Raw genomic sequence first — 23,888 nt, forward strand, 5'->3', positions numbered from 1 at the left:
CACAAGCATGGATGCGGCGGCCAGCTGGAGCAGACGGGTGCGCGGCCCGCTGCCCCGGTGCACCACGGCCACCACCACAACCAGCGCCACCAGGGCGACAAGGACTGAAACAACAACCGACAACATGCGGACCCTACCCGTGCCTATCCCCTAGAAGGAACAATTTTCATCAGAACGATAATGGCACAGCAGCGGCAAAGAGTCTACCCCCACATCACTTGTGTGGGAGAGAATCAAGCGAGAACCAGCCGTCCTCGTCGGTACCGGTTTCCAGGCCACAGGCTTGCCTGGCGGCGCAAGGCAAGGCACGCCATCAGGACTGCCAGACTAGGATCGCGGTGGGCGACGCAGGCCTCGCCCCAGCCAGCGCATAGCCCGCGATGGCCTGACCTCGGTGGAGCGCACGGCACCCGGCACATCCTGGGGTGGCGTCACTCCCAGGAGAACGTCCTCCACGACCTGGTCCATGGAGGCCAGCAGCAGCCCGGCCGAGGCCTCCTCCCCCGCCTCTGCCTCCACGTAGCGACGGGCGGTGACCGTACCGGACAGACCGGACTCGATACCGACATCAGTCGCCAGGTCGGCCGTCATAAGGACCACTCCCGCCCGGGACACCCGGGAGAGGCTGGCGGCCAGCTCAGCCGCCTCAGCAGGCTCGGTATCCGCACCGCCGACCAGCTCGGAGATGTCCCACTCCTCGTGGGCGGAGACCAGCTGCCTCACCGCCAGGGCACCACTGGTGGAGGGCACCACGATGCACTCCAGGTCGCTCACGGCGCACAGCGCGGCCAGGGCCTGGGCACTGGCCACCGGGGTGACCACGACGGCGACCTTGACCGCCCTGGGCGCCTGGGAGCCGCCAGCCTGGTCCGGCTGGTCCCACAGGTCGTCAGCCCGGTCCGGCTGACCCCTGCCCGCCGGGCGGGCCTCCTCGTGCCCGTCATCTCCCTGGTCGGGGTCGGACTCCTCAGCCAGAGCCTTAGAGCCTACTGGCTCAGAGGCTGCCAGGCCCTGGGTCAGAGCAGCGAACTCCGCATCCACGTCGCGCGGGGCACCGTCATGGTCACCGGTGTGACCACTGGTCCGGCCAGCGGCCTGACCGTCGCCGCGGCCAGTGCCCTCACTGCTGCCCTGGCCGTCCCCCGACCCGCCGTCCCACGTGTCGTCACGGCTGTCCTGGCTCATCACAGGGCTCCTTTCGTCGAGGGAATCGCCTCCACACGGGGGTCGTCCTCGACCGCTGCCCTCAGCGCACGGGCCAGGGCCTTGAACTCCGCCTCGGCGACATGGTGCGGGTCACGGCCGGAGATGACGCGCACGTGCAGGCAGATACCGGCGTGGTAGGCGATCGCCTCCAGCGCGTGGCGGACCATCGACCCGGTGAAGTGTCCGCCGATGAGGTGGTGGACAAAGGCGTCGGACTCGCCCTCGTGCACCAGGTAGGGGCGCCCGGACAGGTCCACCACGGCCTGCGCCAAGGCCTCGTCCAGGGGGACCAGAGCGTCCCCGAAGCGACGGATACCCCGCTTGTCCCCCAGGGCTATCCGCAGCGCCTGGCCGATACAGATCGCCGTGTCCTCTACGGTGTGGTGGACGTCAATGTGGGTGTCACCCGTGGCCTGCACGCTCAGGTCCATCAGCGAGTGCCTGCCCAGGGTCGTGAGCATGTGGTCGTAGAAGGGGACTGTTGTGGACACGTCCGTGGTACCGGTGCCGTCGAGGTTGAGTCCGACGACCACGTGGGACTCGCTGGTGGCCCGCTCCACACGTGCGGTCCTCGGGGCAGGTGTGCTCATGCTTCCTCCTTGACAACGGTCGCGACGACGCTGGACGCCGCCGCGCCAGGCCTCAGGGCCTCAGACGCCAGGACGGCGGACAGAGACCGGCGGAAGAGCGCCGTCTCCTCAGGCGTGCCCACACTGACACGCAGGTAGCCCTCAGGACCGACGACACGTACCAGGACGCCGTCGTCCAACAGGTGCTGCCAGACCGCCTCGCGGTCGGCAAAGGAGCCGAAGAAGACAAAGTTTGCGTCAGAGTCACAGACGTCAAGACCCCTGCCGCGCAGCCACGACACCAGGTCGTCACGCTCGGCCCGTAGCGAGGCCACCTGCGCCATCAGCTCCTCACTGTGGTCCAGCGCCGCCAGGGCGGCGGCCTGGGTGAGGGAGGAGAGGTGGTAAGGCAGACGCACCACACGCAGCCAGTCAACCAGCTCGACGCTGGCCGCCAGGTAGCCCAGACGCAGGCCCGCCGCACCAAAGGCCTTGGACATGGTGCGGGTGACGACCAGGTGGGGGTAGGTGTCCAGGAGCTCCAGGGCGCTGGGCACACCCGGGCGCCGGAACTCAGCATAGGCCTCGTCCACGACGACGACGCAGTCAGCGGCCTGGGAGCCTGCCCGGTCCCGCTCACCAGCCGCAGGCTCCCGGGGCCCACTTCCGCGAGCGGCCTCCAGGACGGCACGCAGGTCCTGGGGGGGCAGGGCGGTTCCCGTGGGGTTGTTAGGGCTGGCCAGGACCAGGAGTGCGGGGCGACGGCGCCGCATCAGGGCAGTCACCGCCTCCAGGTCCAGGGAGAAGTCCCGACGGCGCGGCACGGTCACGTACTCAGTGAGGGTGTCGCGGGCGTACTCGGGATACATGGAGTAGGTCGGGGTTGCGGACAGGCAGGCCCGTCCCGGCCCCCCGAAGGCCTGGAGGAGGTGGAGCATGACCTCGTTGGAGCCGTTGGCCGCCCAGATCCTTCCCGGCGCCAGGCGCACACCGGACTCACGCTCCAGGTAGCCCGCCAGAGCCTCCCGGAGAGCCGGAAAGTCCCGGTCCGGGTAGCGGTTGAGTCCCGCGGCCGCACGGGCCACAGCCGCAGCGACGTCGGCGACGACCTGCTCCTGCGGGGGGTGCGGGTTCTCGTTGACGTTGAGGCGCACGGGTACGTCCAGCTCAGGAGCACCGTAGGGCTGGCAGCCCTCCAGCCCCGGGCGCACGGGCAGCACGGGTGGTCGGGACCGCCCGGCGTGCGGGGCGGAAGGCGCGGCAGCAGAGGCAGGAGGCTTGGTAGAGGTCACGGCAGGAGTCTAGGAGGTGGCAACGGGTCTCAGAACCTCTCGCTGGCCAGGCGGGCGCCCTCCACCAGGGACTCCAACTTGGCCCAGGCGATCTGGGAGTGGACACGCCCGCCCAGGCCGCAGTCGGTGGAGGCCACCACCCGGTCCGGACCGACGGCACGGGCAAAGCGCTCGATACGGTCGGCCACCAGCTCGGGATGCTCCAGCACATTGGTGGCATGGGAGACTACGCCAGGGATCAGGTACCTGTCCTCGGGCAGCTCGTGGACCAGCCAGAGTTTCCACTCGTGCTCGTGCCGGACGTTGGCGGCCTCAAAGCTCAGGCCGTGGGCGCTGACCATCGCCGCCAGATCGAGGAGCGGCTCAAGCCCCAGGTCTGTGGAGTGGGGACCGTGCCACGACCCCCAGCACACGTGGTACCGCACCTGCGAGGGGTCGATCCCGCTCAGGGCGTGGTTGAGAGCCTCGATACGGACCCGGGAGAAGTCCCTGTAGGCCCCCATGTCGGGCTCGGTGACGAACTGGTCCCAGGACTCGGCGAGGTCAGGGGCGTCAATCTGGAGAGTCAGGCCCGCCTCGGTGATGGCCAGGTACTCCTCGCGCAGCGCCTGGGCCCAGGCCCAGACGGCGGCCTCGTCGTCCTCGTAGTAGTAGTTGCCGATCCGGGCCGCAGCCGCCGGGGAGACCGCGGTCAGGAACCCGTCGCTGACAGGCCTGCCCACGGCGCGCAGGGCTGAGGTGAGAGCAGCGACGTCACGGGCCACCGCGTCCTGCCCGGTGTAGGACAGCTCACCGGTGACGGCCGGGACCACAGGCGGCGGGGCGCTGGCCAGGTGGATGCCGCTGGTGGGGTCCTGATAGGCCTCGGCGAAGGCGACCCAGTCACGCCGGTCGCTCATGGCGTCCAGCTCCAGCTTGCCTGCAGGCGTGGGACGCCTGGATGCCGCCGCCTCCTCGGGGCTGAGGACGGACAGCCCGGAGAAGCGTTCAAAGGTGTAGAACCACCAGGCCCCGTAGTCGACCTTCTCGGTCATGGCGTGGCCGTACTCGCCGTCGTTGACGGCGCTCAGGCCGAGATCGGCCTGCCGACGCACCACCTCGGCGGTCTCGGCCTGGACCACCTGGGCCAGGCCGGCGGCGTCCAGGCCACCTGCGGCATGGTCGGCATTGGCCTGCCGGAGGGCGTCGCTACGAGGCAGGGAGCCCACGTGGGTGGTACGGATCGTCGTTGACATCAGGAATCCTTCCTGGACAGGGCCAGGCGCGCGGGGGCGTCGGCGGAGCGGCCTCAAGGCAGCTGGCGTAGTAGCAGGTCCGTGGCGCTGCCCTGAACGAGGCACCGGTCCCGGTGCCACCGCCAACGCTACCCTGTCCCCGACGTGGTGGCGATCCCCGTCACAGCAGACCCCGACCAACCCGCAGACTCCGGGGCAGGCGCTCAGGCAGTCGTCCCCCGGGCGGCCTCGGCAATCGCCTCGGCGACTCCCATGCCTGCCTCGTCCTCCAGGTAGTACCACCAAAACGGTGCTCCCCACGCCGTCTCGCGGCCCATAGCGGCGCTGGTAGCGTGGGTGATCACCGCCTCGCGGGCAGCAGCCAGGTTACTCGACGAGCCGAACCACCACGGTCCGTCATCCAGGTCCGCACCTCCGTAGCCGAGCTCGGTCAACGCGACCTGCGCGGCGGGCCAGGCCTGCTCCAGGGTGGCCAGGACCCTGTCCGCTGCCGTCCCCAGGGGGTGGAGCTGGGGGTAGACCGACAGGCCGACCACGTCTACCAGATCCCGCAGGTCCTCCCCCACCTGGTCGGCAAGAAAGGTGAACACCGAGCCCTCCGGGCTGCCCTGGCCCAGCTGGTAGTACAGCGTGAGCAGCGTCTGGGCACCGGTCCTGTCACGAACCTGGCGTGCGGCGTAGGTGGTGCGGGACACCGCGCTGTCTCCCAGCCAGTCCCCGCCGAGCTCGTTGCCCACCTCCCACACGTCGGTACCCGGCAGCGCATCAAGCAGAGCGTCCACCCGCTCCTTCCAGGCATCCCCGTCCACGGACCCCATCAGCTGGGAGTCACAGACCTGCCCTACGGCGAGGGCGCCGTGACGGTGCAGCTCGGCGACCACCTCCTTCCACCCCGCCGTCTCAACAGGGTCGGACGGGTCGAGCACCACCATGCGCGCCGCCAGCCGCCGCACCCCACCCGTGGGCCCCTGGGGTCCCACCAGGGAGGCCAGCTCGACTTGTGAGGGAGGACGGGTCAGGGTCACGCCTACCACGGCGTCCTGCGGACCCCGGGCTGCCAGCTCCTGGTCCAGGAGGAACTGAGCCGAGCTGGCGGCCTCCAGGGCCATACGCGACCAGGTGCCTCGCTGGGTCCAGGAGACGGCGCTGCCGCAGGCCTCCAGAGCCTCCTGCGCCCTGGCCCGGCTGGCGAGGAGCCCCGCGCTGGCCTCCACACCCAGTGCCGCCACGCCCGCCTCCTGCCTGCCGTGCAGCGAAGAGGCGGCCAGCTCCAGGAGGTCGTACTCACCGGGACCAGGCAGGTCGGCCATGAGGGCGGAGTACCCGTGGCTGGTCGGCCAGGACAGGGACAGGACGTAGGGTCCCCCAGCAGGAAGGTCCAGGCAGACCCCTGTCCCGGCGGCCTCCTGAAGAGGCCAGGGGGTGACCACGGTCAACGTGCTCGCGTCCAGCAGGACGTCGTCGTAGCCGTCCTCACCGACACCGTTGGACTGCACGGCACGCACGCCCTTCAGGTCCAGGGCGGCCCCGGTCCCATCCGTGACGTGAAGCACCACCCGGCCCCCTGCGGTAGGCCCGGGTCCCGCAGCCGTGGCGCGGGAGGGCAGCAAAGCAGGTAGCGTTCCTAGGCCAGCCAGTCCCAGTGCCGTCCGCCTGGTCATCGTCACGGCCCGGCGGCCGTGACGGGCACAGTACCCTGTCATGGCGACACAGAATAGCCCTGGCGGGCCCTGACAGCCTCCGCGTGGGCCGGGAGGTCCTCGCACCGGGCCAGGGCCTCCAGCGGGTCGGCCAGGCTCGCCAGCGCCGCGGCGTCGTAATCGATGACCTGGACAGGCCTGAGGAAGGCCATGACGCTGAGTCCCGAGGCAAAGCGGGCCGTCCCGCCGGTGGGCAGCACATGGTTGGAACCTGCCAGGTAGTCGCCCAGCGGTACCGGACTGTGGGGGCCGACGAACACCGCGCCAGCGTTGCGTACCCGGCGGGCCACCTCTGGGGCACCAGCGGTGTGGATCTCCAGGTGCTCGGCGGCGTAGGCGTCAACCACGGCTACTCCCTGGTCCAGGTCACGCACCAGAAGGGTGCCGGACTGGGGGCCGCTGAGGGCGGTGGCAGCGCGCTCAGCGTGCCGGGTACCGGCCAGACGGCGACGCAGCGCCGCGTCCACCGCATCAGCGAGCTCAACGGAGTCGGTGACCAGCACGCTGCCCGCGCTCGGGTCGTGCTCAGCCTGGGAGAGCAGGTCCGCGGCCACGTACTCCGGGTCCGCGGTGGCGTCAGCCAGCACGGCAATCTCGGTGGGACCGGCCTCGGCATCGGTGCCGACCACACCGCGTACCGCCCGCTTGGCCGCTGCGACGTAGATGTTTCCCGGGCCCGTGACTACGTCGACCGCCTCGCACAGGAGCGAGCCGTCCCCGGCGCCACGGTCGGTGTCCGTGTCAGCAGAAGCACCGTAGGCAAACATCGCGACCGCCTGGGCACCGCCGACGGCGTAGACCTCGGTCACACCCAGGAGAGCGCACGCGGCCAGGACCGTCGGGTGCGGGAGACCACCGTACCCGGCCTGGGGGGGGCTGGCCAGGGCGACCTGCTCGACGCCCGCGACCTGGGCGGCGACCGCGTTCATCACCACCGAGCTCGGGTAGACGGCCAGACCACCGGGAGCGTAGAGCCCTACCCGACGCACCGGGACCCAGCGCTGAGTGATCGTCCCGCCGGTCACGACCTCGGTCACGCGCTCCGTGGGCAGCTGGGCGGCATGAGCGCTGCGGGTGTGGTCGATAGCCAGCCGCAGCGCGTCACGTACCTGCGGGTCCAGCTCCTCCAGCGCTCGGGTCAGGGCCACAGCCGGGACCCGCAGGTGCTCAGGACGAACCCCGTCAAAACGCTCGGCAGCGTCACGCAGGGCGGCAGCCCCCCGGACACGGACGTCCTCGACGACCGGCCGGACGGCCTCCAGGGCGGCGGAGACGTCCAGGCGGGCACGAGGGAGCACCCCCGCCAGGTCACGGGTGTGACGGTCCAGGTCCCGCAGGTCGGTACGGCTGAGCATGGGCACAGGATATCGTCGGCCAACCCCGCCGCCAGAGCGAGCGCGCCACCGTAGGCTAGTCTCTCCCCTACCTTGGGGCCCAGTAGTCCCAGCAGGCCTGACGTTCCGGCGGTGCCCAGGACAGGTCGGGGGTCCCCACCTCCCCGGTCGCGGCGGTAACCACCAGGGACGGCAGACCTGGCTCCCCACGGGCCGCGCAGTCATGACCAAGCATATGGAGCAGAGGACCCATGTGCCGGGGCAGCACCATCCCCGATATCGCCTCGCTCAGCTCGCCGTAGGTCATGACCTCGCCGTGGCTGGCAGCCTCAATGAGGACGGCACGTGCCCGGGCAGTGGCCAGGGCCAGGCGCCGGGTCAGCAGGTGCTCCCGATGTCCCACCGGGTAGCGGGAGCCGACCTGGAGGACCAGCCCCTCCTCGACGGCAGACTCGGGCTGCGCCGGCCCCTGCAGGTCCTCACCGCGGCGCTGTCGCCCCGGGTCAGGCACCCTGGCCAGCCCCGTCCTGCCAGGCGACGTTGACCAGCACCCCCCGGTCCACCGCGGTGCCTGCCTGCGTCCCCAGGGCCTGGGCGACGTCGTCAGGAAGAGGGTGGCCTGATCCGAGGGCGGGACCTGCCGGGCGGAAGTCCGAGGTCTTCCAGGCTGTGGGGTCCGGGGACTCGCTGACGAGCAGCGGGTTGTCCTGCCTGCTGCCATGGAGGTCCAGCCCGTTCTGCTCCCGCGCGGGCAGCGTCACGTGGGGGCTGTGAGTGAACTCAGCCAGGGTTGGGGCGTTGACGGTCTGGGATGACAGGTCCTCGCCCCAGTTCCACAGCAGCGTCGTCGACGGCAGATCGGTGTCCTGGTCCCGGTAGTAGGCGTTGTAGTTAACCGTGGAGACCATCTCGTTTGCGTAGACGGCTCCTGAGCCGTCATCGTTGGCACCACCGGTGACCTGGAGCATGGCGGCATAGCGCCACGGGTCACCGGGAAGCGGGGTCGTCTGCTCCGAGGACAGGATGTTGTTAACGATCTCGGTGCCGGTGGTGTCCCAGGACAGGCTGTGGCTGGCGCTCCAGTTCTGCACGGCAGTGCAGGTCCCGTCCTCGGAGCGGGCGTTGCACCCGTCGGAGCGGGAGTCCTCCTGGACGACGATGCTGGTCAGGGCGTGGGAGACGGTGTTGTTCCACACCTTGGTGGAGTCAGACCCCGAGATGTGAACTCCTATGCCGGCCCCCTCAATGAGGTTGGAGGCCACGAGGTTGCCGGAGGAGACCTCGTTGAAGACCGCCACTGGAACATTGACGAAGTAGTTGCCCAGGACCTGGGATCCGATAACCCCCTCGTCAAACCAGACCCCGACCCTGCGGTCGGTCCTGAAGACGGTTGGGTCGGAGGCGTCGGCCTCGGCCCCGGAATAGTCAACAGTGTTGAAGGCGAATCGCACGGCAGTAGAGTGGGTGACCTTGGTGTCGCCGATGGTGCAGTACGCCCCGCAGCCGGTCGTGATGAAGCCGGCGGTGTTGTTGGAGGTAAAGACATTGCCCTCAACAGTCACGTTGCTGGAGGAGTTGACGCCCAGCCCGACCCCGCCGTTGCGCTCGAAGCGACTGCCTGTCACTGTCGAGCCCGAGCCGCCGGAGACCGCCAGGGCGGTGCCGGCCGCTGAGTAGCGGAAGACGGAGTCCTCCACGACCGCCCTGTCGGAGGTGGTCACCACCATGGCCCCGCCCGTGGCTGTACCGATCTGCGGATCGGCGTAGTCCCAGCGCTGTACCGGGGAGTACTTCTCGACGGTCAGGCCCCTCAAGGTGACGTCGTCAGCGCTGACCGATATGGCCCGGGAGTGCTGCACCACCTCTACGTGGTGCTCCTGCGGGTCGACACCGATGACGTAGGAAGCGCCGGTGTGCGGGCTGGCGTTGTACCCGGCACGGTTGTTCCCGCTCTGCCTGAGCGTCACCGGCTCAGGGTCCTCCACATAGAAGGTGGAGGCGGTGACCTCGGCACGGCTGGTCACCTGCGTCAGCGGCTGGCCGTCGACGAAGACCTGCTCCGGGTAGGCGGCCATCCCCTCCTCCGCAGGGTCAGCGTTCTCCGTGCACACCTGGCAGAACCGAACCATGTCCGCGGAGGTCGTCCACCTCCCGTCCGCCTGGGTCCAGGAGGAGGGCACGACCGCCCCTGACAGGACCGGGCTGGCACCTGCGGCGGCTCGCACCGTCACCGATGTGCTCACAACCAGCTCCCCCTCGCGGTAGGTGCCGTCCGCAAGCTCAATGACATCCCCGTGCGAGGCCGCCTGGAGCGCAGCGGAGAGGGTGCGAAGCGGGCTGTCAGACGTCCCGTCCCCGGTGTCGTCGGAGCCGCTGCGGGCCGAGACGTGGATCGTGGTTCCCCCGGGCTCAGCCGCAGCCGGGGAGGCGAGCAGGCAGGTGGCGGTCAGGGACGGAAGAGCCAGGACCAGGAGCAGGACCACGGTGCTGGCGGCAAGACGACGCATACCGATACTCCTCAGTATTTTCTCAGCACGGCTGATACCGTCACCATATCGCAGTCTCCCTTCCCTGAACTGCCTGCTACCTGGTTCCCAGGATATTCCAGGGTGAGGAAGAGCCCGCTCTGCGGCACCGACAACTCGCCGCCCAGCCACCAACCCGTCGCCAGCCCGCAGGAGCAGGCGGACCGGCCCGCGACGCGCCTGGGAGGTGTCTGCGATGATGGCCACCGTGACACAACAGCCCTCATCGACAGAACAGCCCTCATCATCAAGGACCTCATCGCAGCCTTCACCGTCCTGCCCGCCTGTTCCTCACCTGCTCCGGGTCCCGGTGCAGGGCCGCATCCGCCTGGGGCAGTTCCTCAAGCTCGCCGACCTGGTCCGGGACGGGGCGCAGGCGCGCGCGGCGGTCCAGGCGGGCGACGTCACCGTCAACGCCGTCACGGAGACCCGGCGTGGCCATCACCTCGATGACGGCGACGTGGTGGTGGTCGACCTGCCTTCCGGCCCGGTAGCCGCCGTGGTGGAGGTCAGCGCCGCAGGCACCCCGGCCCCAGCAGGGCCTTGATATCGGAGTAGAAGGCCGGTGAGGCCTCCACCCGCAGGGAGGCGTCCAGCTGGGTGCGAACCTCCCGCCCCGGGCTGGTCAGGGTCAGGCGCACGGTGGACATCCCGGGGTGACGCACCAGGACGTCCTTGAACTGCTCCACCAGGGGCCCGGTGCACCGGTTGGTAGGCAGGGTGATGAGGACGGCCTCGTGGGTGGCGCTGGAGACGTCGGGGATCGTCATCTCCTGGGCGTACAGCGCAGTCTGGCCGTCCCGGCGGTTGAGGCGTCCGCGCACCGTCACCACCGTGTCCGGAGCCAGCATGGTAGAGACCGTCTGGTAGGTCTGGGGGAAGAACAGCACCTCCACACTGCCCGCCAGGTCCTCCACCTGGGCGATCGCCCACAGATTGCCCTGCTTGGTGGTCTTGCGCGTCAGAGAGGTGATGAGCCCGGCGACAGTAACCACCGCGCCGTCAGGCAGGGCGTCGTCCTCGTGGAGCTCGGCGATCTCCCGGTCGGCCAGGCGGCCCAGCACGCCCTCCAGACCCATGAGCGGATGGTCGGAGACGTAGAGACCCAGCATCTCGCGCTCGTAGGCCAGTTTGTCCTTCTTGTCCCACTCCGGCAGGCTGGGAACCTCCGAGGAGAAGACCGGCCCCGAGCCGAAGGCGGCTGCGGCGGAGGCCGGGGAGGCTTTGCCGCCCGAGCCGCCGTCAGCACCGTCCGGGCTGTCAAGGAGCGAGGCGAACAGGTCGAACTGCCCGGCGGCCTCGTTGCGCTTGACCCCGATGACCTCGTCGACAAGGTCCTCGTGGCAGGCCTGGAGGGAGCGACGGGTGCGCCCCAGGGAGTCGAAGGCTCCCGCCTTGATAAGGGAGTCGATGGTGCGCTTGTTGCACACCACGGCGGGCACCTTGTCCAGGAAGTCCTCGAAGCTGGTGAACTCGCCCTTGTCCCTGCGTGCCGCCACGATCGCCTCGACCACGTTGAGACCCACGTTGCGCACCGCGGCCAGGCCAAAGCGCACGTCGTCGCCGTCAGCGGTGAACTGGGCGCGGGAGGCGTTGACGTCTGGAGGGAGCACGGTGATCCCCATGTGGCGGCACTCCCCCAGGTAGACGCCGAGCTTGTCCTTGTTGTCCTTCTGGGAAGTCAGCAGGGCGGCCATGTACTCGGTGGGATAGTGCGCCTTGAGGTAGGCCGTCCAGTAGGACACCACGCCGTAGGCGGCGGAGTGGGCCTTGTTGAAGGCGTACTTGGCAAAGGGCACCACCACGTCCCACAGCGCCTTGACAGACTCCCTGGAAAACCCCCGCTCCACCATGCCCGCCTCGAAGTCGACGAACATCGTCTCCAGGATGTCCATCTTCTTCTTACCCATGGCCTTGCGCAGCGCGTCGGCCTTGCCCATGGTGAAGCCCGCCAGGTCGGTGGCGATCTTCATCACCTGCTCCTGGTAGACGATGAGGCCGTAGGTGGTCCCCAGGATCGGCTCCAGGGCCTCCTTGAGCTCGGGGTGGATGGGGACGATCTCCTGCAGCCCGTTCTTGCGCAGAGCGTAGTTGGTGTGGGACTCCGCCCCCATGGGCCCGGGACGGTAGAGGGCACCCACCGCAGAGATGTCCTCGAAGTTGTCCGGCTTCATCAGCCGCAGCAGGGTGCGCATACCGCCGCCGTCGAGCTGGAAGACGCCCAAGGTCTCCCCACGGGAGAGCATCTCATAGGTGGGCCGGTCGTCGAGCTCGACGTGGTCGATGTCCAGGGGCTCCTTGCCGTTGGCGACGATGTTGTCCAGGGCGTCGGAGATGACGGTAAGGTTGCGCAGCCCCAGGAAGTCCATCTTGAGCAGGCCCAGGTGCTCACAGGTGGGGTAGTCGAACTGGGTGATGAAGGCTCCGTCCTGGAGGCGCTGCATCATGGGGATGATGTCGGTCAGCGTCTGGGAGGACATGATGACGGCGCAGGCGTGCACCCCCCACTGACGGGTCATGCCCTCCAGCCCCTTGGCCAGCTCGACGATGCGCTGGGCGTCGGTGTCGTCGGCGTGGAGCCTGCGGAACTCCTCGGCCTCGCCGTAGCGCTCGTCCTCGGGGTTGAAGATACCCTTGATGGAGATGTCCTTGCCCATGATGGTGGGTGGCATCGCCTTGGTCAGGCGGTCCCCCACCGCGTAGGGGTAGCCCATGACACGCGAGGAGTCCTTGAGCGACTGCTTGGCCTTGATGACACCGTAGGTCACCACCTGGCTGACCCGGTCGTCCCCGTACTTCTCCTTGACGTACTCGATGACCTCGTCGCGCCTGCGCTCGTCGAAGTCGACGTCGATATCGGGCATGGAGATGCGCTCGGGGTTGAGGAAGCGCTCGAAGATCAGCCCGTGCTTGAGGGGGTTGAGCTCAGTGATACCCATGGCGTAGGCGACCATGGAGCCAGCCCCCGACCCGCGCCCCGGGCCCACGCGGATACCCTGGGCCTTGGCCCAGTTGATGTAGTCGGCCACCACCAGGAAGTAGCCGGGGAAGCCCATCTGGACGATGACGTCGATCTCGTACTCGGCCTGCTTGCGGCAGTCCTCGGGGACGTCGCCGTGGAAGCGGGCGTCCATACCGCGCCAGCACTCCTTGACGAACCAGGACTCCATGGTCTCCCCCTCCGGAACGGGGAAGACCGGCATGAAGGAGGCTCCCTCGTCCACGGTGGTGAAGGAGACGTCGCACTGTTCAGCAACAAGGAGCGTATTGTCGCAGGCCTGGGGCATCTCAGCAAAGAGCTCGCGCATCTCGCGGCCCGGGCGCAGGTAGTAGGTGTCGCCGTCGAACCTGAAACGGTCAGGGTCGGTGAGCACCGAGCCGGAGTTGATGCACAGCATGGCGTCCTGGATCTCTCGGTGCTCGGGGCGCACGTAGTGGGAGTCGTTGGTGGCCAGGAGCGGGGCACCCAGCTCCTTGGCCAGGCGCAGCAGGTCCTTGGTGACGCGGCGCTCGATCTCCAGGCCGTGGTCCATAAGCTCGACGTAGAAGTAGTCGCGCCCGAAGATGTCCTGGAGCTCGGCGGCGCAGCGGCGGGCCTCCTCCCACTGCCCCAGGCGCAGGCGGGTCTGGACCTCCCCGGAGGGGCAGCCGGTGGAGCCGATGAGGCCAGCGCAGTAGCGGCTCAGCAGCTCGCGGTCGATACGGGGCGCCTTGCCCCACTGCCCTTCCAGGGAGCCGTAGGAGTCCATGCGCATGAGGTTGCTCAGGCCCTCGTTGCTGCGGGCCAGCAGGGTCATGTGGGTGTAGGAGCCACGGGCGGAGACGTCGTCGCCGCGCTGGGACTCCTCCCCCCAGAACACGCGGGTCCGGTCGAAGCGGGAGGTGCCCGGGGTCATGTAGGCCTCGACCCCGATGATGGGCTTGATCCCGGCCTTTCTGGCGGCAGCGTAGAACTCGTAGGCGCCGAACATGTAGCCGTGGTCGGTGATGGCCAGGGCAGGCTGGCCCAGGCGCTTGGCCTCAGCCACGTAGTCCTGGATCTTGCCCGCGCCGTCGAGCATGGAGTAGTCGGTGTGGACGTGGAGGTGGACGAAGTCGTCACCGGTCCCGCCCCTGGTGCTGCTGGCTCCTGCCGTGCTACCCGTCGTGCTACCCATGCGGTCATCCTATGCCCCTGTCCCCGAGGAGCCGCCCAGGCGGTCCCGACAGCCGTGGAAGGGCAGTCGGGACCGCCCGCTTACGCCCCCTCCCACCCGTGGCACTGGTGCGCCGGTGCGCTGCCGCACCAAGGGATGGAGCCACGAAGCATTCAGCCGTAGGGGCCACGGGCGGCGACCTGTATGAGGACCTGTATGAGGACATTGAGGGGCTGACGGCACCGAGGGCCTGGCTGTCCTGGCCCGAACCGGCGTCGACGTAGTCCTGGCTGACGCCCGCATGCCGGGCATGAACGGCGTGGAGCTGGTAGAGCGCTGCCGTGGCCTTTACCCGGAACTTCCAGTGGTGGTGCTGACCACCTTCGACGACGACGCACTGGTCCAGGACGCGCTGGGTGCGGGTGCCGCAGGGTTTGTACTCAAGGACTCCTCGGTCGAAACCCTGGCCAGGACCATCACCTCGGTGCACGCTGGGGGGATGGTCATTGACCCTCGGGTAGCTCGTGCGGCTCTGCGGCACGATCCTCCGGCCCCAGCACCCCCCCCGTCTGCGGAGGACCCGCAGCTGGCTGTCCTGACCCCCGCCGAGCGGGAGGTTGCTGTCTTGGTGGCCCAGGGGCTGACCAACCGGGAGATCGCTGCCAGGATGGTCCTGGCCAAGGGGACGGTGAAGAACGATGTCTCAGCGTTGCTGCGCAAGATAGGCTCAGGCAACCATACGGCGCTGGCGCTAGCACTGGACCGCCTGCTTCGCGCCCAGCCGTGAGCCAGGCGCCGGATCACGGCGTCAGCACACGTGCCATGTCCTGGTGGGGGATCCCGGCGTCCAGGTAGCGCCGCCCGCTCACAGCCTGGTAGCCGCAGCGCTGGTAGAAGCCCATGGCCTGCTCCTGGGCGGACCCGCCCCGGCACGGCCCCACAAGCTCTCAGACCAGGCGCAGGACCTCCAGGGCGTGCACCAGGTCCTCGGGATAGTCAGAGGTGAAGTCCATCCTCTCCCCGGTGACCGGGTGGGCCAGCCCCAGCCCCACCGCGTGAAGCCACTGCCGGGCCAGCCCGGCCCGGGCACCCAGGCGCGGGTCCGCCCCGTAGGTCCCGTCACCGACACAGGGGTGCCCCACCGCCGCCATGTGCACACGGATCTGGTGGGTACGCCCTGTCTCAAGACGCACCTGCACCAGGCAGGCACCCGGCATGACCTCCATGACGTCATAGTGCGTCACAGACTCCCTGCCACCGGGGACCACCGCCATCTTCCACTCCCGCCCCGGATGACGACCGATAGGCGCCTCAACCGTTCCCGAGGACGGGTCCAGGTGCCCCTGCACCAGGGCGTGGTAGGTCTTGTCCACACGGTGGTGCCTGAACGCCGCCTTGAGCACGCTGTAGGCACGCTCCCCCTTGGCCACGACCATGACCCCGGAGGTGCCGACATCCAGGCGAGAGACGATACCCTGACGCTCAGGCGGCCCGGAGGTAGCCACCCGCACCCGCATCGCCCGCAGCGCCCCCAGGACGTCGGGCCCATCCCACCCCACCGACGGGTGAGCGGCGACCCCCGCAGGCTTGTCCACCACGACAATGTCCTCGTCCTCGTAGACCACCCCCATACCCTCCACAGGCGTAGCCACCAGCCGACTGACCGGAGGATCAGGCAGCTCGACCTCCAGCAGGTCACCCTCACCCAGACGCTGCGACTTAGCCAGCACCACTCCCCCACGACGCACGGCACCCTGCTGGCACAGGTCACCCACCCTGCTGCGCGACAACCCTGTCATCCGGGCCAGGGCAGTATCCGCCCTCTCGCCGACCAGCCCCTCAGGTACCGGCATGACACGCAGGCTCATGCCTGACCCTCCCGGCCGCCCGCTGCACCAGCAGGCCGCTGCCGGGTACCGTCACGGTCCCGGCCGCCCAGGGTCAGCACCAGGAGCCCCACCGCAGCCACCACGATAGCGATGTCAGCCACGTTACCCACAAAGTACCCGCCGTAGTCGATGAAGTCGACGACGTGCCCGCGCAGGGGGCCCGGGGGACGCACCAGCCGGTCCAGGAGGTTGCCAGCAGCCCCTCCCAGCACCAGTCCCAGCACGAGCGCCCACCAGGTGGAGGCCAGCCTCCGCGAGGCCCGCACGATCGCGACGATGACAGCGACAGCCACCAGTGACAAGACCCACGTGTACCCAGCGGCCAGGGAGAAGGCCGCGCCCGAGTTGCGCACAAGCACCAGGCCGAGCACGTCACCCACAACCGGGAGGCGAGCCCCGTCGCCCAGGGCAGACAGCGCCCAGGCCTTCGTGACCTGGTCCGCCACCACCACGGCACCAGCAACCGCCCATAGCAGCACCGTCGCTGGGACGGCCTGTCTGCCGGCAGCAAGAGGCAGGCCACCGCCCTTGTCAGCCTCTACGGACTGGCCGTCGCTCATGGGATCCTTTCAGTGGCAGGAGGCGGGCCGCACAAGGTCACCAACGCACCACGCAATGTACTAACTGCACTAACTCGGTAGCCACCGTACCCGCCCAGAACTCACCCGCTATTGAGGCAATATTCAAGCGACGCTCAGAAGATGTTCACGCGAAACCACGGCCCACCCGGAGAAACGTTATTGACGGTCCGACAGCAAGGGTCGCCGCCGTGACTGCTCCAGTACGCAGCCACGGCAGCGGAACACGCAGCAGCACCCGGTAGCCCCGCCTGATCACGGGACGGGCCAGGCGGCGGTCGTGACAGCAAGCCTCAGCTGGACTGTCACACACCGCCCCTGGCCGTTGTCAGCGCCTCAGAGGCGCTGACAAAAGGCACCGCTTGGGCACGGTCCGCATGACGCTACCTCAGGTATGCAAGGGCTCAGACCTACAGACCTGCAGTGGCGCCGTCGCTGCCGTCCTCCACGTTGGTGAGAAGGTTTTGCAGGTAGCTCTTGAGTCGGGTCCGGTAGTCGGACTCGAAGCGACGCAGCTCGTCGATCTTGTGCTCCAGGCCGGAGCGCTCCTTCTCCAGCTGGGCCAGGGTGCGGTTGCGCTGGTCCTCGGCCTCACGAACGATCTGCTCACCGGTGGAGCGGGCCTCAGTGACGATGCGCTCACCCTCTGCCTTGCCGTTGGCCACGTGCTCGTCGTGAAGGCGCTGGGCCAGCTCGAGCATGCCTGAGGCAGCAGCCGGGCCCTGCGCGGAGTCGGCCCCGGGAACTACCGGCACGGAGCCGGAGACAGGGACGGAGGGCTCGGGCATAGCGGCAACAGGAGCCACAGGGGCTGCCGCCGCTCCCTCCCCCAGCTCCGCGACACGCCGGTTGGCAGCCTCCAGCTTCGCCTTGAGGTCTGCGTTCTCAGCCTCCAGCTGACGCATGGCCTCAACCACCTCGTCGAGGAAGTCATCGACCTCGTCCTGCTCGTAGCCCTCGCGGAACTTGGTGGCCTGGAACTTCTTGTTGAGGACGTCGTCTGCCGTCAGCAGCGTCATAGTCGTCACCTCGGTGTCGTTACGGGAAAGGTCACGAGCACCGGGATACCGGTCACTCATGCGGACAGAGTACCTGAACTCAGGGTCCAGGCCGTATCAAGCGCGCTGCCTGTCACGTTGGGATCATGGCAGCAGCATATATCGTCTCGGTCTCGCCCGTCCTCAGATCAAGAGGACAAGCAGACGCTGGACGACGATGATCCCAAGAAACAGGACCAGGAAGCTCAGGTCGATCCCGAGCCCGCCCATGCGAAGCATGGGCAGCACCCCGCGGATCCAGCGCAGCGGCGGATCGGTGAGGGTGTAGACAAGGTTAGCCAGGACCAGGACGACACCGGTCGGGCGCCACTGGCGGGCGAACATCTGGACCCAGTCCAGGACTACCCTGACGAGAAGGACCAGGGTGTACAGGCTCAGGAGGCTGGAGAGTATCCGGGCAACCAGCGCGATGGGACCCATGTGCGCGGCTCAGCCCTGATTGAAGAAGCGGTCCCGGCCCTCGACCGCCTCGCCGCCGTCAATCTCGACACTGGCGGGAGTCAGCAGGAAGACACGAGGCGTGACCCTCTCAATAGCCCCGTGGAGACCAAAGACCAGTCCTGCGGAGAAGTCAACCATCCGGCGGGCGTCGGACTCACTCATCCCCGTGAGGTTGATGATCACCGGCACCCCGTCACGGAAGGACTCGCCGATGACGCGAGCCTCGTTGTAGGTGGAGGGGTGGACCGTCACGATCCTACGCAGGTCTGCCGGGACGACGGGCTCAGGGACCGAGGCGGCGTAGTCCTGGAAGTCGTTGTCAGCGAGCTCGTCCTGCTCCTGCACGGCATAGTCGGACTCCGCGACCTCAAAGTCGTCCTCGTAGGCCTCTTCCGTCGGCTCGGAGTAGCCGAGGAAGTTGCTCATACTGCGCAGCGCGCCCATGGGTAGCTCCTTGATTCGTCCGGTCCCCTGCGTTCCGGATGTGGGCCGACGTTATCCGCCCACCCACCGCCACAGGGGGACGCCGTGTCGGCGTGTCACCAACCCCAGGTTCCAGAAAGATTACGTCCAGGATACTCCCATATTGTGTTTTTCTCACACACTACCCGGACCCTTCCGCGGCAGGAAACCCCTCTCCTCCCAACGCCTTAGACGCACCGTGGCACGACGACTCCGGCAAGACGACCGGTCCTGCCGTCGCGCCGGTAGGAGTAGAGGCCGGGGTCCTCGTAGGTGCACCAGTAACCGGTGCTGATCCGCTCGATTCCGCACCGCTCCAGCTGCGCGACCACCCCGGCGGCCACGTCGAGACCAGGGGTGCCCCAGCGGGTCACCGCAGCACAGGCGGGTTCGCGCTGCGCGGATTCCGCACGCATACGCTCACTCACCTCGTAGCAGCCCGAGCAGATACATGGTCCCGTAGCGGCCCACAGGTCGGCCACGCGCGCCCCGGCCGCGACCAGGGCGTCCACGGTGGCCGGGACGACGCCGTCGAGCATCCCGCGACGCCCCGCGTGCACTGCAGCCAGCAAGGAGCCGTCCCCGGAGGCGAGCAGCAGGGGCACGCAGTCAGCGACCAGGACGCAGGCACCTGCCGGGGCTGCGTCCTGGCGGGTGTCGAGCACCAGGGCGTCGGCCGTGGGGACCTCGTACGCCGAGGCGGCAGCGACCACGGCGGAGTGGACCTGGTCCATCCAGGCCAGGCCCCCTGCGCTCCCGCTCCCGGCACCCCTGCCGCCGCGGATCACGCGCCGCTCCAGCTCGGCACGATTCCTGCCGACGCGATGAGGGTCATCACCTACGTGCAGCGCCAGGTTCCAGCCCGCATAGGGGTCCCCGCCGTCACCGGCACCACGCGCACGAGCTCCGGCACCCCGGGTCGTGAAGAACCCGCGAGCGCCGGGGCCCAGGTCAACCTCCAGGAGGTCGCCGTACCCGTCGGCCGCCGGGCCGCTCAACGCAGGAAGTCAGGCAGGTCGATACCGTCGTCCTCGGCATCGACCCCGAGGACCGCCGGGACCTCTAGCTCAGAGGCCGCCCGGCCGGCTGTCTCGTCCACGTAGGCAGGCACCTCACTGGTTGATACCTCGGACTCCGGCACGGGGAGCTCCACCAGGTGCGCAGCCGGTGCCGGGCGAGTCACGGGGTTGCGGGCCGCGTGGGCACCTCCCCGACTGGGCAGGACCTCCTCAGCCGAGGGTGACGGTGCCGAGGCCGCCGCAGAGGCAGACCGGGCAGCACGCGAGGCCGCGGCCACCGCCGCAACAGGCTCGGCATCGAAGCCGGCCGCGATGACGGTGACGCGGACCTCGTCCCCCAGGGCACCGTCCACGACGTTGCCGACGATGATGTTGGCCTCGGGGTGGACCGCCTCGCGAACGAGGTTGGCGGCCTCGTTCATCTCGAACAGGCCCAGGTCCGAGCCGCCCTGGAAGAACAGCAGGACACCGTGCGCCCCGTCGATGGAGGTCTCCAGCAGCGGGGAGGCGATCGCCTCCTCGGTCGCGGTGACAGCACGCCCCTCACCGGTGGCCGAACCGATCCCCATCAGGGCGCTGCCCGCTCCCTGCATGACCGACTTGACGTCGTTGAAGTCGACGTTGATGAGGCCGGGAGTGGTGATAAGCTCGGTGATGCCCTGAACGCCCTGGAGGAGGACCTGGTCGGCCTGCTTGAAGGCGTCGACCACGGAGATGTTCTTATCGGCGATCTGCAGCAGACGGTCGTTAGGGATGACGATGAGGGTGTCGACCTCCTCGCGCAGCGCCTGGACGCCGTCCTCGGCCTGGGCCGAGCGTCGGCGCCCCTCGAAGGAGAACGGCCGCGTGACCACGCCGATCGTAAGGGCGCCGATGGCCTTAGCCAGGCGCGCGACGACAGGAGCACCCCCGGTACCGGTACCGCCCCCCTCCCCTGCGGTGACAAAGACCATGTCCGAGCCGTCCAGGGCCTCGCGGATCTCCGACTCGTGGTCCTCGGCCGCCTTACGACCTATTGCCGGGTCGGCCCCGGCCCCGAGCCCGCGGGTGAGGTCGCGGCCGACGTCGAGCTTGACGTCGGCGTCAGACATGAGCAGGGCCTGGGCATCCGTGTTCACGGCAATGAACTCCACACCACGCAGATCCGCCTCGATCATCCGGTTGACGGCATTGACACCGCCGCCACCGACGCCGACGACCTTGATTTCGGCCTGGTAGTGCTGTGTGTCGTCCACAGCCATGCTCTCCGCCACTGGCGTTCCCCTCACGGTCGTCATGAGTCCCGCGCGGGACTCCCCTGCGCCCTCAACCTGAAGTTAAGGTTTACACTTATGTCATTCTTCGAACGACGGACACAACGCTATAGAACCACATCGTTGTGCTACGTATTGAGGCCCCGGCGTGTTCGCCCCCGGAGCCACCGCCCCGACCTGCTCCAGCCGCTGTGAGGAACCACGGCGCCAAGGCACCTGAGCACCTGTCACCCTGACTGCTGTCACCGCTACGCCCGCTCTCACCGCTGGGCGCCGGAGTCCTCCGGAAGGCCCGACTGGGAGGTTGTCGGGTTGTGCGGTGAGGACACGTCGTAGACAGCGGCCTCAGTCTGCATCAGCACCGACAGCGCCCGGGCCTTGAGGTCGTTGTCCTCACTGCCTCCCCACACCACTGTGGCGCCGCCCTCCATCACCAGGGTCACCTGGCCGTTGTCCGTCGAGGTCCCGCTGGACACCTGGGCCAGAACCTCCGGGTCCAGGGCGCCCACGGCCTGCGTCACCGCCGAGACCTGCTGAGCGCTGAGCGCCCCCTGGGGACTGTCACCGGAGTCGGCACCCTCCTGCGCCACGATACTGACCAGATCCTCGGGAACGGAGTCAGCCGTCTCAAGGACCACCGCCTCCTCGTCCAGGACCTGGTAGCCGTCCTCACCCCGGTAGGAGGCTACCGGCACCCGCATCTCCAGAGCCACCTCCACACCGTGGGGCCACGAGCGCGTCACCTCAGCGGTACGGACCCGAACCAGGCTGTCCTCCACGGCGGCCGACATCTCGGCAGTATCCAGGAGCAGCAGAGAGTCCCCCTGGTAGCCAGCAAGCACCTCACGGACCTGCACATCCTCCACGCTCCCGTCTGAGCCCGTCACCGTGACGGCTGAGCCACGCAGGGCGACAGCGGGAGAGGCCAGGAGCACCCAGGCCACCGCTGCGGTAGCCAGCACGGCCGCAGCGAATAGGGCCACCTGCCGCAGACGCAGACGGGCCAGGGCGTGCCTGCGCTCTGCCAGCCGATCAGCCAGGCCCGTGGAGACCACGGTGCGCTCGTGCCGTGGCTCGGAGACCGGGCGACGGCTGAAGACGGCCAGCTCGGTCGAGCCCGACGCACCCGCCGAGTCCCGTGAGCCGGAAGAACGTACCGCGTCCGCGGTACCCGCGGAGGCGGCTGGCACAGCCGAGGCCCTGGCCGGGCGAGAAGCCGGGGAGGACCCCGGGGAGGACGCAGCAGCACCGCTGGCGGCTGGAGGTGAGCCTGCCCGCCCGGGAACTGGTGCGCCGCTGCCCCCACCACGACGCTGCTGCCCGGAGGCAGCCTCGGTCAGGCCGGGGGAACGACGTCGGTCGGCAGAGGGTGCTCCGCGGCGGGAGGAGCCCCCACGCACGGGCGGGACAGCAGGCGGAAGATCCTCCCGCTGGGTAGCCGGCGCCTCCGGGCGGGGGCGAGCGGGCTTCCTCATCACGGCTCAGTCCCCCTGCCCGTCGGAGAAGGGAGAGCATTACCTCCCCGCTGGGCGGAGGAGGCCTCCAGCTGCTCCAGGACTGTCACACCCAGCTCGGTGACGTCACCAGCCCCCACCGTCAGCAGCACGTCCCCGGGACGCGCAGCCGAGGCGAGGGTACGTGCGGCCTTGCACCGGTCAGGCACGTAGAGGGCCGCAGGTCCTGCCCCACCAGACCCGCCAGAAGCAGCAGGAGCGCCGCCCTGGCCACGGCCCTGCACCACCTGGTCCACGACCATGGCGCCGGAGACCCCGGGGAAGTCGGCCTGTGTCTCGCGTGCCGGGTAGATACCCGTGACCACCACGGTGTCGGCCAGGGCAAGAGCCTCTCCGAAGCGCTGGGCGAAGGCCCTGGTGCGTGAGTACAGGTGGGGCTGGAACAGGACCAGGACCCGCCCGTGACGGGAGCGGGCGACCTCGCGTGCCGTCCTCAGCAGCGCCTCCACCTCGGTGGGGTGGTGGGCGTAGTCGTCGATGACCCGTACGCCAGCAGCCTCGCCGCGGTCCTCGAACCGACGCCCGGTACCGGAGAAGGCCCCCAGTGCCCGTGCCATCGCCTCAGGGTCCACACCCAGCTCCAGCCCGACCGCCCACGCCCCTGCGGCGTCCAGCGCGACGTGGTCCCCCGGTACGGACAGCCGCAGAGGCACCGGCCCCGTAGCGGAGGGACCGCCGTGGCTGCCACGCGAGGTCAGGGTCACGGCAGCCCGGGTGGCGGCCTCCGTGCGCTCGTGCACATCCAGGTGGACGTGGCCCTCCCCCAGCAGTACCTCACCCGGCAGCCCCTCAACGCCCTGGGAGGAGTAGGTCACCACCCTCAGTCCCTCCTGGACGGCTCTGACCGCCAGCCGCAGCGACCCCTCGTCGTCGGCACAGGCCACGAGGAGCCCGCCGGGGACCATGCAGTGCGCGAACTCTGCAAAGGCCTCCTCAAACGCCTCGGCGGTGCCGTAGCTGTCCAGGTGGTCCGGCTCCACGTTGGTAACCAGCTCGACACGAGGCCTGTAGTTGAGGAAGGAGCGGTCGGACTCGTCGGCCTCCGCCACGAAGGCTCTCCCGCTGCCCAGGTGGGCTCCCGTCCCCAGTGCGCGCACGACACCCCCGACAGCAAAGGACGGGTCGGCACCGACCAGGGTCAGGGCCTCGGCCAGCATGCCCGAGGTCGTCGTCTTGCCGTGGGCGCCGGCCACAGCCACGAAGTCGGTGCCCTGTGCTGCCAGAGCCAGGGCCTCGGACCGGTGGATCACCTCCTGGCCGCGCTGGCGAGCCACCCCCAGCTCCGGGTTGGTCTGCCTGATAGCCGAGGACACCACCACGACAGCCTCGGTGGGCACCTGGGACGGCTGGTGCCCCACACGCACGTCCAGCCCCAGCTCGGCCAGCTGTCTCAGGGCGGGGCTGTCCTGGGCGTCCGACCCGCTGACCCGGGCACCACGGGCCGCCAGGAGCCGGGCCACCACGCTCATGCCCGCGCCGCCGACGCCGAGGAGGTGGAACGCCCTGCCCTCCAGAAGCGGACCACCACCCCGTCCCGTCTCGCTGCGGGCGGCCTCCCCCGAGCCCCCGGCTACGGGCATCACCCCGGCCGCCCTGGCCGCCTCGGTCTCCGTACCAGCCTCGCTGCCGCTGCTACGACGCTTAGTCCTGCTCATTGGTCCCTCTCCCTCAGGTTCC

The 23,888-nt window shown here is 69.0% G+C and carries 20 protein-coding genes and 2 pseudogenes; 3 read left to right on the forward strand and 19 right to left on the reverse strand.

What is annotated here, in order from left to right; genetic code table 11:
- Positions 1 to 327 precede the first annotated feature (327 nt).
- The 8 genes from D4740_RS03820 to D4740_RS03855 all read right to left on the reverse strand — a co-directional run bounded on the left by D4740_RS03820 (position 328) and on the right by D4740_RS03855 (position 9,843).
- Positions 328 to 1,185, reverse strand: a complete 858-nt coding sequence (locus D4740_RS03820) for a hypothetical protein (RefSeq protein ID WP_259390649.1) — start codon at positions 1,183 to 1,185, stop codon at positions 328 to 330.
- A complete protein-coding gene (gene hisB, locus D4740_RS03825; protein ID WP_119835643.1) occupies positions 1,185 to 1,796 on the reverse strand; it encodes an imidazoleglycerol-phosphate dehydratase HisB in 612 nt (203 codons plus the stop codon). Before hisB ends, D4740_RS03820 begins: the two co-directional genes overlap by 1 nt.
- On the reverse strand, positions 1,793 to 2,995 hold the full coding sequence (locus D4740_RS03830) for a histidinol-phosphate transaminase (protein ID WP_119835644.1): 1,203 nt from the start codon (positions 2,993 to 2,995) through the stop codon (positions 1,793 to 1,795). Before D4740_RS03830 ends, hisB begins: the two co-directional genes overlap by 4 nt.
- A gap of 101 nt (positions 2,996 to 3,096) precedes the next feature.
- A complete protein-coding gene (locus D4740_RS03835) occupies positions 3,097 to 4,302 on the reverse strand; it encodes a cobalamin-independent methionine synthase II family protein (RefSeq protein ID WP_119835645.1) in 1,206 nt (401 codons plus the stop codon).
- A gap of 203 nt (positions 4,303 to 4,505) precedes the next feature.
- Positions 4,506 to 6,005 (reverse strand): Tat pathway signal sequence, encoded by a 1,500-nt coding sequence (locus D4740_RS03840; protein ID WP_243106965.1) that lies wholly within the window; start codon positions 6,003 to 6,005, stop codon positions 4,506 to 4,508.
- Positions 6,002 to 7,357: a histidinol dehydrogenase gene (gene hisD / locus D4740_RS03845; RefSeq protein ID WP_119835646.1), complete on the reverse strand. Its 1,356-nt coding sequence runs from the start codon at positions 7,355 to 7,357 to the stop codon at positions 6,002 to 6,004. The genes D4740_RS03840 and hisD overlap by 4 nt, the downstream gene beginning before the upstream one ends.
- A gap of 67 nt (positions 7,358 to 7,424) precedes the next feature.
- Positions 7,425 to 7,811: a hypothetical protein gene (locus D4740_RS03850; RefSeq protein WP_182911346.1), complete on the reverse strand. Its 387-nt coding sequence runs from the start codon at positions 7,809 to 7,811 to the stop codon at positions 7,425 to 7,427.
- Between the two features lie 28 nt (positions 7,812 to 7,839).
- A complete protein-coding gene (locus D4740_RS03855) occupies positions 7,840 to 9,843 on the reverse strand; it encodes a NosD domain-containing protein (RefSeq protein WP_119835648.1) in 2,004 nt (667 codons plus the stop codon).
- A gap of 328 nt (positions 9,844 to 10,171) precedes the next feature.
- On the opposite strand from D4740_RS03855, the gene D4740_RS03860 reads away from it, so the two are divergent.
- Positions 10,172 to 10,408, forward strand: a complete 237-nt coding sequence (locus D4740_RS03860; RefSeq protein WP_243107043.1) for an RNA-binding S4 domain-containing protein — start codon at positions 10,172 to 10,174, stop codon at positions 10,406 to 10,408.
- On the opposite strand, the gene dnaE is transcribed toward D4740_RS03860, so the two are convergent.
- On the reverse strand, positions 10,371 to 14,018 hold the full coding sequence (gene dnaE, locus D4740_RS03865) for a DNA polymerase III subunit alpha (RefSeq protein WP_119835649.1): 3,648 nt from the start codon (positions 14,016 to 14,018) through the stop codon (positions 10,371 to 10,373). The two genes, D4740_RS03860 and dnaE, sit on opposite strands and share 38 nt — an antisense overlap.
- Before the next feature lie 223 nt (positions 14,019 to 14,241).
- Between dnaE and D4740_RS13175 the strand changes: the two are divergent.
- Positions 14,242 to 14,463: pseudogene (locus D4740_RS13175) on the forward strand (response regulator transcription factor); the annotation flags it as partial.
- A 33-nt stretch (positions 14,464 to 14,496) separates the two neighbouring features.
- The gene (locus D4740_RS13180) at positions 14,497 to 14,784 is read left to right on the forward strand and encodes a LuxR C-terminal-related transcriptional regulator (protein ID WP_259390674.1); all 288 of its coding nucleotides are present in this window, start codon (positions 14,497 to 14,499) and stop codon (positions 14,782 to 14,784) included.
- Between the two features lie 13 nt (positions 14,785 to 14,797).
- On the opposite strand, the pseudogene D4740_RS03875 reads toward D4740_RS13180, so the two are convergent.
- The 10 genes and pseudogenes from D4740_RS03875 to murC all read right to left on the reverse strand — a co-directional run.
- Positions 14,798 to 14,917: pseudogene (locus D4740_RS03875) on the reverse strand (GNAT family N-acetyltransferase); the annotation flags it as partial.
- A gap of 27 nt (positions 14,918 to 14,944) precedes the next feature.
- Positions 14,945 to 15,865, reverse strand: a complete 921-nt coding sequence (locus tag D4740_RS03880; RefSeq protein WP_119835650.1) for an RluA family pseudouridine synthase — start codon at positions 15,863 to 15,865, stop codon at positions 14,945 to 14,947.
- Positions 15,862 to 16,446: a signal peptidase II gene (lspA, locus tag D4740_RS03885; RefSeq protein WP_119835651.1), complete on the reverse strand. Its 585-nt coding sequence runs from the start codon at positions 16,444 to 16,446 to the stop codon at positions 15,862 to 15,864. The genes D4740_RS03880 and lspA overlap by 4 nt, the downstream gene beginning before the upstream one ends.
- 428 nt (positions 16,447 to 16,874) lie before the next feature.
- Positions 16,875 to 17,483, reverse strand: a complete 609-nt coding sequence (locus D4740_RS03890) for a DivIVA domain-containing protein (protein ID WP_119835652.1) — start codon at positions 17,481 to 17,483, stop codon at positions 16,875 to 16,877.
- A gap of 162 nt (positions 17,484 to 17,645) precedes the next feature.
- A complete protein-coding gene (locus D4740_RS03895; protein WP_119835653.1) occupies positions 17,646 to 17,942 on the reverse strand; it encodes a YggT family protein in 297 nt (98 codons plus the stop codon).
- A gap of 9 nt (positions 17,943 to 17,951) precedes the next feature.
- Positions 17,952 to 18,407 (reverse strand): cell division protein SepF, encoded by a 456-nt coding sequence (locus D4740_RS03900; protein WP_119835654.1) that lies wholly within the window; start codon positions 18,405 to 18,407, stop codon positions 17,952 to 17,954.
- A 206-nt stretch (positions 18,408 to 18,613) separates the two neighbouring features.
- Positions 18,614 to 19,423 carry a polyphenol oxidase family protein gene (locus D4740_RS03905; RefSeq protein ID WP_119835655.1) on the reverse strand — a complete coding sequence of 270 codons (810 nt, stop codon included), beginning with the start codon at positions 19,421 to 19,423 and terminating at the stop codon, positions 18,614 to 18,616.
- Positions 19,420 to 20,721: a cell division protein FtsZ gene (gene ftsZ, locus D4740_RS03910; RefSeq protein WP_182911335.1), complete on the reverse strand. Its 1,302-nt coding sequence runs from the start codon at positions 20,719 to 20,721 to the stop codon at positions 19,420 to 19,422. Before ftsZ ends, D4740_RS03905 begins: the two co-directional genes overlap by 4 nt.
- A 236-nt stretch (positions 20,722 to 20,957) precedes the next feature.
- A complete protein-coding gene (locus D4740_RS03915) occupies positions 20,958 to 22,172 on the reverse strand; it encodes a cell division protein FtsQ/DivIB (protein WP_119835656.1) in 1,215 nt (404 codons plus the stop codon).
- Positions 22,172 to 23,791 carry a UDP-N-acetylmuramate--L-alanine ligase gene (gene murC / locus D4740_RS03920; protein WP_119835909.1) on the reverse strand — a complete coding sequence of 540 codons (1,620 nt, stop codon included), beginning with the start codon at positions 23,789 to 23,791 and terminating at the stop codon, positions 22,172 to 22,174. Before murC ends, D4740_RS03915 begins: the two co-directional genes overlap by 1 nt.
- Positions 23,792 to 23,888: the final 97 nt, after the last annotated feature.

This window comes from Actinomyces sp. 2119 (genome assembly GCF_003591215.1).
Classification (GTDB): Bacteria; Actinomycetota; Actinomycetes; order Actinomycetales; family Actinomycetaceae; genus Actinomyces; species Actinomyces lilanjuaniae.

What these genes read in the sequence shown, in the direction of transcription:
- D4740_RS03820 (WP_259390649.1), bottom strand. Translation starts at nt 1,185, where the DNA reads ATGAGCCAGGACAGCCGTGACGACACGTGGGACGGCGGGTCGGGGGAC.
- hisB (WP_119835643.1), bottom strand. Translation starts at nt 1,796, where the DNA reads ATGAGCACACCTGCCCCGAGGACCGCACGTGTGGAGCGGGCCACCAGC.
- D4740_RS03835 (WP_119835645.1), bottom strand. Translation starts at nt 4,302, where the DNA reads ATGTCAACGACGATCCGTACCACCCACGTGGGCTCCCTGCCTCGTAGC.
- D4740_RS03840 (WP_243106965.1), bottom strand. Translation starts at nt 6,005, where the DNA reads ATGACAGGGTACTGTGCCCGTCACGGCCGCCGGGCCGTGACGATGACC.
- hisD (WP_119835646.1), bottom strand. Translation starts at nt 7,357, where the DNA reads ATGCTCAGCCGTACCGACCTGCGGGACCTGGACCGTCACACCCGTGAC.
- D4740_RS03855 (WP_119835648.1), bottom strand. Translation starts at nt 9,843, where the DNA reads ATGCGTCGTCTTGCCGCCAGCACCGTGGTCCTGCTCCTGGTCCTGGCT.
- dnaE (WP_119835649.1), bottom strand. Translation starts at nt 14,018, where the DNA reads ATGGGTAGCACGACGGGTAGCACGGCAGGAGCCAGCAGCACCAGGGGC.
- D4740_RS13180 (WP_259390674.1), top strand. Translation starts at nt 14,497, where the DNA reads ATGGTCATTGACCCTCGGGTAGCTCGTGCGGCTCTGCGGCACGATCCT.
- D4740_RS03880 (WP_119835650.1), bottom strand. Translation starts at nt 15,865, where the DNA reads ATGAGCCTGCGTGTCATGCCGGTACCTGAGGGGCTGGTCGGCGAGAGG.
- lspA (WP_119835651.1), bottom strand. Translation starts at nt 16,446, where the DNA reads ATGAGCGACGGCCAGTCCGTAGAGGCTGACAAGGGCGGTGGCCTGCCT.
- D4740_RS03890 (WP_119835652.1), bottom strand. Translation starts at nt 17,483, where the DNA reads ATGACGCTGCTGACGGCAGACGACGTCCTCAACAAGAAGTTCCAGGCC.
- D4740_RS03895 (WP_119835653.1), bottom strand. Translation starts at nt 17,942, where the DNA reads ATGGGTCCCATCGCGCTGGTTGCCCGGATACTCTCCAGCCTCCTGAGC.
- D4740_RS03900 (WP_119835654.1), bottom strand. Translation starts at nt 18,407, where the DNA reads ATGGGCGCGCTGCGCAGTATGAGCAACTTCCTCGGCTACTCCGAGCCG.
- ftsZ (WP_182911335.1), bottom strand. Translation starts at nt 20,721, where the DNA reads ATGACGACCGTGAGGGGAACGCCAGTGGCGGAGAGCATGGCTGTGGAC.
- D4740_RS03915 (WP_119835656.1), bottom strand. Translation starts at nt 22,172, where the DNA reads ATGAGGAAGCCCGCTCGCCCCCGCCCGGAGGCGCCGGCTACCCAGCGG.
- murC (WP_119835909.1), bottom strand. Translation starts at nt 23,791, where the DNA reads ATGCCCGTAGCCGGGGGCTCGGGGGAGGCCGCCCGCAGCGAGACGGGA.